The organism is Actinacidiphila sp. bgisy160, from assembly GCF_057707815.1.
The window spans coordinates 1-5,802 of the sequence record NZ_JBYIQW010000111.1 but is presented as its reverse complement, the minus strand read 5'-3'; the positions used below and the strand labels follow the sequence as shown (position 1 = coordinate 5,802).

Sequence of the window (5,802 nt, the reverse complement as noted above, 5' to 3'; positions counted from 1 at the left end):
TTAGTACTCCAGCCGTAGTTCGTGATCTTCATGTCTGGTTCGCGGCTTGTCGGCGGTAATGGCTGGCCTGGGCTCGAGCCTGGTGGCGGCGTCGCCAGTCGGACCAGCCGAGCCGGTGGGCCGCACCGTGTAGGGGCTGGACGACGAGCGTCGTGAACAATCGGGTCTTTGACATCCAGATCCGACATCAACGGCCACGCTCACTCGCGACCGGGACGCCTCCGCAGCAGCCGGTCCATGTGGCTCACGGCCTCCCGCTGGGTGTCCTGCACGACGTGCGTGTAGACGTTCATCGTGACGGCGATCTGGGAGTGCCCGAGGATCTCCATCACCACGCGGGGCGCGACGCCAGCCGCGGTCAGCAGCGTGGCGCAGCCGTGCGCCAGCGCTGCACTCCGTATCCGTGGCCGGAGCAGTCGTACGCGAGGACGGCCGGCTCCTGTCGATCCGCCGTGCCGGCAACGGCACTTGGGAGCTCCCCGGCGCCGTCCTCGAACTAGTGCTGTGACCGCATATGTTCGCCGGGATGGTCAGGCTGCGGTTGCCCGTGCTCGTCCGCCCCAGCGGATGCCCTTCTCACTGAGGATGCGGGCGGGTTCGCGGCGTTGGGCGGCGAGGGCGTCGGGGTGGCGGGCGTTGGTGTTGCGCCGGCCCAGGTAGGTGTGCAGGGTCCGGTTCTGAACGGTGTGGTATCCCACCGTCCTAGTGACACCCGGGCTCGGAACGCGCCAGGGCGGCACGACGTCAGCCGGACGACCCCAGCCAGATTTTCGCCCGCTTTGAGCGGGGCCGTAAGGCCCCCGGATTGCTGACACCGACCAGGAGAACCGCTATGAACGCTTCCGACTTCCCCGAGCTTCCCGAGCCCGTGCGGCGCGCCGTCGCCGCGGCGAACGCCCGAGACACCGAGGCCTTCCTCGACCAGTTCACCGAGCGCGGCGCTGTGGACGACTGGGGCCGCCGCTTCGAGGGCCGAGAGGCCGTCGCGGGATGGAGCGACCGCGAGTTCATCGGCGTCAAGGTGTCCCTGAAGGTCACCGGGGTGACCCGGTACCGGGACCAGGTGATCGTTTCCGCGCAGGTCGGCGGCGACGGGTTCAACGGTCCGTCGGACTTCGCCTTCACGGTCGATGGCGACAGGATCGGCCTGATGAGGATCACCGGTTGACCGGCAGGCGCCGGGGCGCCGCCCGCGCGCGGTGGTTCAGGCGGAGTGCGTGATGCGGTCCAGCAACTCGTTCAGCAGGATGCGTTCGCCGGGCGTGAGAATCTCCTCGATCTCGGGCAGCACGGCCTTGAAGGCGACGGTACGGGTGATCGTCCGGCGCTCGTCCCCGGCGGCCTCCTCGGGCTCCGCGGTGGTGATGGCGGCGAGAATCGCCTCCCGCGTCCGGGGCGACAGCTCCGGGTCACGGGCCTCGGGCAGCGTGGCGATCAGCGTCAGGACGACGCCGCAGCCGGCCGAGTGGATCATCAGCATGGCGCGTTCCACGTCGACACTGAGCCGGCCCGCCTCGGCGACCCGGGTCACCAGGCCGCGAAGGACGTTGAAGGACTCCGTCACGGCGGCCGACTCGGCCCCGGGCCTGGGCTGACCGAACATCAGCTGGTATATCTCGGGGTTGGCCACACCGAACTCGATGTGCAGGTCCCACCCCCAGCGCAGATCCTCGACCGGGTCGGCGGCCCGCACCCGGTCGGTCTTGCGGTGCAGGTAGTCGGCGAAGCCCTCCGCCGCGACGGCGTCGAGCAGGCCCTGCATGTCGCCGAACTGCCGGTAGATGGCCGGCGGCTGAACGGCCGCCGCCTTGCTGACCGACCGGGTCGAGACCGCGTCGCGGCCGCCCTCGGCGAGCAGGGTAGCGGCGGCGGACATGATCCGCTCCCTTGTGGTCGCCCTCTCATCCATGAATCAACGATAACAGTGATTTGTTACCGAAGGAAACTTCCTCCCGGAAGGCCGCGAAGGGGCGGCCGGGAACGCCGGCCGCCCCTCCCGTCCCGCGTGCCGGGCGGCTCACTTGGCGGGGCCGGAATCCCCCCCGTGCAGCGCCTCGCGCAGCGCCGTGGTGACCTCCGCCACCGCCTTCTTGTCGGACTCGCTGTCGCGCAGGGCGTTGAGCATCATGAAGTCGTGCGTGATCTCGGGGTAGTGCGTCAGCTGGACGGGCACACCGGCCTCCCGCAGCTTCTTAGCGTACGCGGTGCCCTCGTCGTAGAGCACGTCCGAGTCCGTGACCATCAGCGCCGACGGCAGGCCGCGCAGCTGGTCGACGGTGGCCCGCAACGGGGAGGCCAGCGGGTTCTGCCGGTCCTTGAGGTCGGGGGCGTACGCGTCCCAGAACCACTTCATCGCGGGCTTGGAGAGCCAGCAGTTCTCCGCGAAGCGGCGGTACGAGGCGGTGTCGAAGTTCGCGTCCGTGACCGGGTACAGCATCACCTGGCGACGGAATTCGGGTCCGCCGCGTTGCTTGGCCATCATCGCCACGGCGGCGGTCATGTTGCCGCCCACGGAGTCGCCGGCGACGGCCAGACGCGAGGGGTCGATGCCGATCCGGCCGCCGTTGTCGGCGACCCACTTGGCCACGGTGTACGCCTGCTCGATCGGCACGGGGAACCGGGCCTCGGGCGAGGGGGTGTAGTCGACGAAGACCACCGCCGCCTGCGCGCCGTTGGCGAGCTCGCGCACCAGGCGCTCGTGGGTCCCGAAGTTCCCCAGCACCCAGCCGCCGCCGTGGATGTAGACGATCCCGGGCAGTTCCCCCTTGGCGCCCTCGGGCCGTACGACGTGCACGGACACGGCGCCGGTCGGTCCGCCGGGCACGGTCCGCCGGCTGATCTGCGCCGGGAGCATGTCCACCGGGCCCGCCTGCAGCTTGTTCAGCACTTCCCGGGCGGCCGAGTAGGACAGCGAGTACAGCGGCGGCCCGTCCGCTGCCGCCAGTTGGTCGAGGAAGGCCTGGGCCAGCGGGTCCAGCCGCACCGGCGGGTTGCCGCACGGGACCTTCGGCGCGGGCGCGTCGACGGGCACCGCGTGGTCGACACGCGCGGCGTTCGTCGCCTTCTCGCCGCACGCGGTGAGGCTCGCGGCGGCAGCCAGGAGGACTGCGACGGCGTAGCGAGCCTTGCGTCGCGTTATGGACCGGACATGCGGACAGGTCATTGCGGTCTCCGAACCGTGGTCGCTCGATGGCCCCATGTGAGAGCCTGCGGAGGCGGTACAGTCCGGACAACCGGGGATGGGCCGGGGGAGTGGCTCGCGGGCCACGGGCGCCGCGCGGCCCTCCTGGGCCCGGAGGGTCAGACCACGACGAGGTCCCAAGCCGTCATCGCGTCGGCGAGCCGCAGGTGGGGGGCGGCTTCGGCGAGCCGGCCCTGCCGCTCCAGTGTGCGGCCGAGGAGGAGATGCGCGTGCGCGTCCTGCGGCTCGGCGCGGAGGAGGTCGCGCAGCTCCGCCTCGGCCCGCGACAGCTGCGCGGAGAAGTAGTACGACCTGGCCAGCAGCATGCGCACCGCCATGTTGCGGGGCGCCACGTCCACGACGGAAGCGAGCGTCCGGGCCGCGGCGGCGTAGCGCTGCCGATTGAAGAAGAGCACGGCGCGCTTGAACGCCTCCGTGGTCGGACTGCTCATGTCGGTGCCCACTGCTGCATCACCTCGGTGGAACGACGTCTCGTTGTCAACGCCTTCAACCGGGGCAAGTGTCGGATTTGTTCCACCCTGCCCCTTGTTCCACCCTGCCCCTTGTTCCGCCGGCATCTTTCTGTACCTGCCAAATCACGCTATGTGTGGCTCTGGCCTGAGGGTGGCTCGGCCGGGTTGCGCGTCTCACCCGCCTGGAGGAACGTGACTTCGAGGCCGCTCGGCCGCAGGCCCGGCCGCCCCTGCGCTTCCGCTCTGCGCCGCGCAGAGGCCCCTCGGAGCGTAGGCAACCAATGCCCCCGCATCCCGCCGCCGTCGCGGCACTCGGACCGCATCTTCGCCCACGACCGCCACCACCCCCGGCAGCGGCCAGGAAGGCAGACCGACATGCCACTCCTCCGCACCCTCGCCACGTCCGCCGCGTCCGCCGCCCTCGCGACCGTGGTCGCGGCCGCCCCCGCCTCGGCCGGTGCCGGTGTCCCGGCAGGTCAGGCCGTTCCCCGCGCCGCCGCACCGACCTACGCCACGGTCCTCGTCACCTGCTTCGGCCGGGGCCTGGTCATGCCGCCCGACTTCCTGCTGGCCTGCGGGGACGGGAACGACCGCCTGGGCGGCCTGTACTGGTCGCACTGGGGCAGCGACTCGGCCGTGGGCACCGGCTACGAGGAGGCCAACGACTGCGATCCGTACTGCGCGGCGGGCCATTTCCACACCTTCCCGGTCAAGATCGAGCTCTCCGAGAGCAAGCCCTGGCCCAAGGACCCGCACCTTCGGCACTTCACCAAGCTCACGATCACCTACCCCGACACCGAGCCCTCCTGGCCGCACGACCCGGTCCGCGAACTGTGGGACTGATGGTCGACGGGCGCGGCGCGGGACGTGGCCACTCGCGGGCGGAGCGCCTGTTCGTCGCCGGGAAGCAGAACCACGCCCGGTTGCCGGCCTCGGCAGGCGCGGCCGCCGCCGCGCGGGCTTGCGGAACCCTGCTCCGGGAAGGCGTGGGACACGACTCCGGCCCCCGCGTCGCGGGGGCCGTTGGTGATGGTCCGGGCTTCTCGGCGGTCCCTGCCGGGGCGGGGCGGCCGTAAGGCCGGACGGCCCTGGCCGCCGCTCCCGATCCACTGCGATCACCGGGCGGGCCGGCAGGAAACCTGCCGCGCGACCTCAGCGGTAGAAGCCGTAGAAGCCGTAGAAGCCGGGGTAGAAGCCGCCGTAGTAGCCGCCGTAGCCGCCCCAGCCGCCCCAGCCGTAGCCGTTCCCCCAGCCCCAGCCGCCGTGGCCACCCCAGCCGCCGTGTCCGCCGCCCCAGCCGCCGCCGTGGTCGACGACGGACTGCGCAGTGGCGGGTGCGGCTGTCTGTGGCGTCGCCGCGCTGGCCGCGGTGGCTCCGGCGAAGGCGAGCAGGGGCGCCACCACAGCGGCGGCAGCGATCCTGCGGATGGTAAGCGTGCGCATGACTCCCCCTTCGGGGATCTGGACTTCGGGTCGCGGTCTGCGCGGGGCCGACCGCCGGCGCGCCGGATCGTGCGCATGATCCCGGCGCGGATGGGGGTGCGGACGTCAGGGCGCGGACGCACCTCACGGACGTGGAACGCCGGAACAGGTGTCTGTAGTTGAAGACGTCCCTATATGCACGGTAGGCGCGTTGTGCGCCGCCCGTCAAAGGGATCCGGCAAAAAGTGCATATTGGTGTCTTTTGCTCTAGTGTGACGACCTTTCAACCGTGCGTGCCGCGGAGGCTCCGTTGCGTCAGCGCATGCCTAACAAGCCTTTGAAGCAAGCTGGTTGAGTCTGCGGCGGGGCTCGTCCCGTCCTGAATTCCGCGTGGCCGCAGAGACCGACGAGGCAAACGTGATGCAAGAGGCAAATGATACGAATGCTGCACCAAAGGAAAACCCCCGCAGAATTCGGGAGGTGTGAATCCGCGTCGCTGCCAAGCGCTTCCGCTCAGCGGCGAACGCCACTGTGTCCGCATGGCGTCACTCCGGGCGTTCGTCGCATGTCGCCCAGCTGTTGGGCGGCCGTAAGGCCTCGAAAATCGCTGGTCGGCGATTTGTTAACACCATTGACATATCTGCGATCGCTGCATACGGTCCTGGGGGGGGGGGGGGGGGGGGGGGGGGGGGGGGGGGGGGGGGGGGGGGGGGGGGGGGGGGGGGG

The 5,802-nt window shown here is 70.7% G+C and carries 6 protein-coding genes and 4 pseudogenes; 3 read left to right on the top strand and 7 right to left on the bottom strand.

Going from position 1 to position 5,802, the window contains the following annotated elements; translation table 11 throughout:
- Positions 1-28: 28 nt before the first annotated feature.
- A pseudogene (locus AC3EUJ_RS36870) lies at positions 29-160 on the bottom strand (IS701 family transposase); the annotation flags it as partial.
- Between the two features lie 40 nt (positions 161-200).
- Positions 201-380, bottom strand: a pseudogene (locus AC3EUJ_RS36865) (tyrosine-type recombinase/integrase); the annotation flags it as partial.
- An 8-nt stretch (positions 381-388) separates the two neighbouring features.
- Between AC3EUJ_RS36865 and AC3EUJ_RS36860 the strand changes: the two are divergent.
- Positions 389-499, top strand: a pseudogene (locus AC3EUJ_RS36860) (NUDIX hydrolase); the annotation flags it as partial.
- Between the two features lie 31 nt (positions 500-530).
- Here AC3EUJ_RS36860 and AC3EUJ_RS36855 read toward each other — a convergent pair.
- Positions 531-689 (bottom strand): annotated as a pseudogene (locus AC3EUJ_RS36855) (IS630 family transposase); the annotation flags it as partial.
- A gap of 143 nt (positions 690-832) precedes the next feature.
- On the opposite strand from AC3EUJ_RS36855, the gene AC3EUJ_RS36850 reads away from it, so the two are divergent.
- On the top strand, positions 833-1,168 hold the full coding sequence (locus AC3EUJ_RS36850) for a nuclear transport factor 2 family protein (protein WP_431969318.1): 336 nt from the start codon (positions 833-835) through the stop codon (positions 1,166-1,168).
- A 36-nt stretch (positions 1,169-1,204) separates the two neighbouring features.
- Here AC3EUJ_RS36850 and AC3EUJ_RS36845 read toward each other — a convergent pair whose 3' ends face one another.
- From AC3EUJ_RS36845 to AC3EUJ_RS36835, 3 genes are all read right to left on the bottom strand, one after another.
- The gene (locus tag AC3EUJ_RS36845; protein WP_431969316.1) at positions 1,205-1,876 is read right to left on the bottom strand and encodes a TetR/AcrR family transcriptional regulator; all 672 of its coding nucleotides are present in this window, start codon (positions 1,874-1,876) and stop codon (positions 1,205-1,207) included.
- A gap of 141 nt (positions 1,877-2,017) precedes the next feature.
- Positions 2,018-3,163: an alpha/beta hydrolase gene (locus AC3EUJ_RS36840; RefSeq protein ID WP_431969314.1), complete on the bottom strand. Its 1,146-nt coding sequence runs from the start codon at positions 3,161-3,163 to the stop codon at positions 2,018-2,020.
- 137 nt (positions 3,164-3,300) lie between these two features.
- The gene (locus AC3EUJ_RS36835) at positions 3,301-3,633 is read right to left on the bottom strand and encodes a tetratricopeptide repeat protein (RefSeq protein ID WP_431969312.1); all 333 of its coding nucleotides are present in this window, start codon (positions 3,631-3,633) and stop codon (positions 3,301-3,303) included.
- 396 nt (positions 3,634-4,029) lie between these two features.
- Between AC3EUJ_RS36835 and AC3EUJ_RS36830 the strand changes: the two genes are divergently transcribed.
- Positions 4,030-4,497, top strand: coding sequence for a hypothetical protein (locus AC3EUJ_RS36830; RefSeq protein ID WP_431969310.1), 468 nt, complete (start codon positions 4,030-4,032; stop codon positions 4,495-4,497).
- A 309-nt stretch (positions 4,498-4,806) separates the two neighbouring features.
- Here AC3EUJ_RS36830 and AC3EUJ_RS36825 read toward each other — a convergent pair whose 3' ends face one another.
- Complete coding sequence (locus AC3EUJ_RS36825; protein WP_431969308.1) at positions 4,807-5,097, bottom strand: hypothetical protein; 291 nt, start codon at positions 5,095-5,097, stop codon at positions 4,807-4,809.
- Positions 5,098-5,802: the final 705 nt, after the last annotated feature.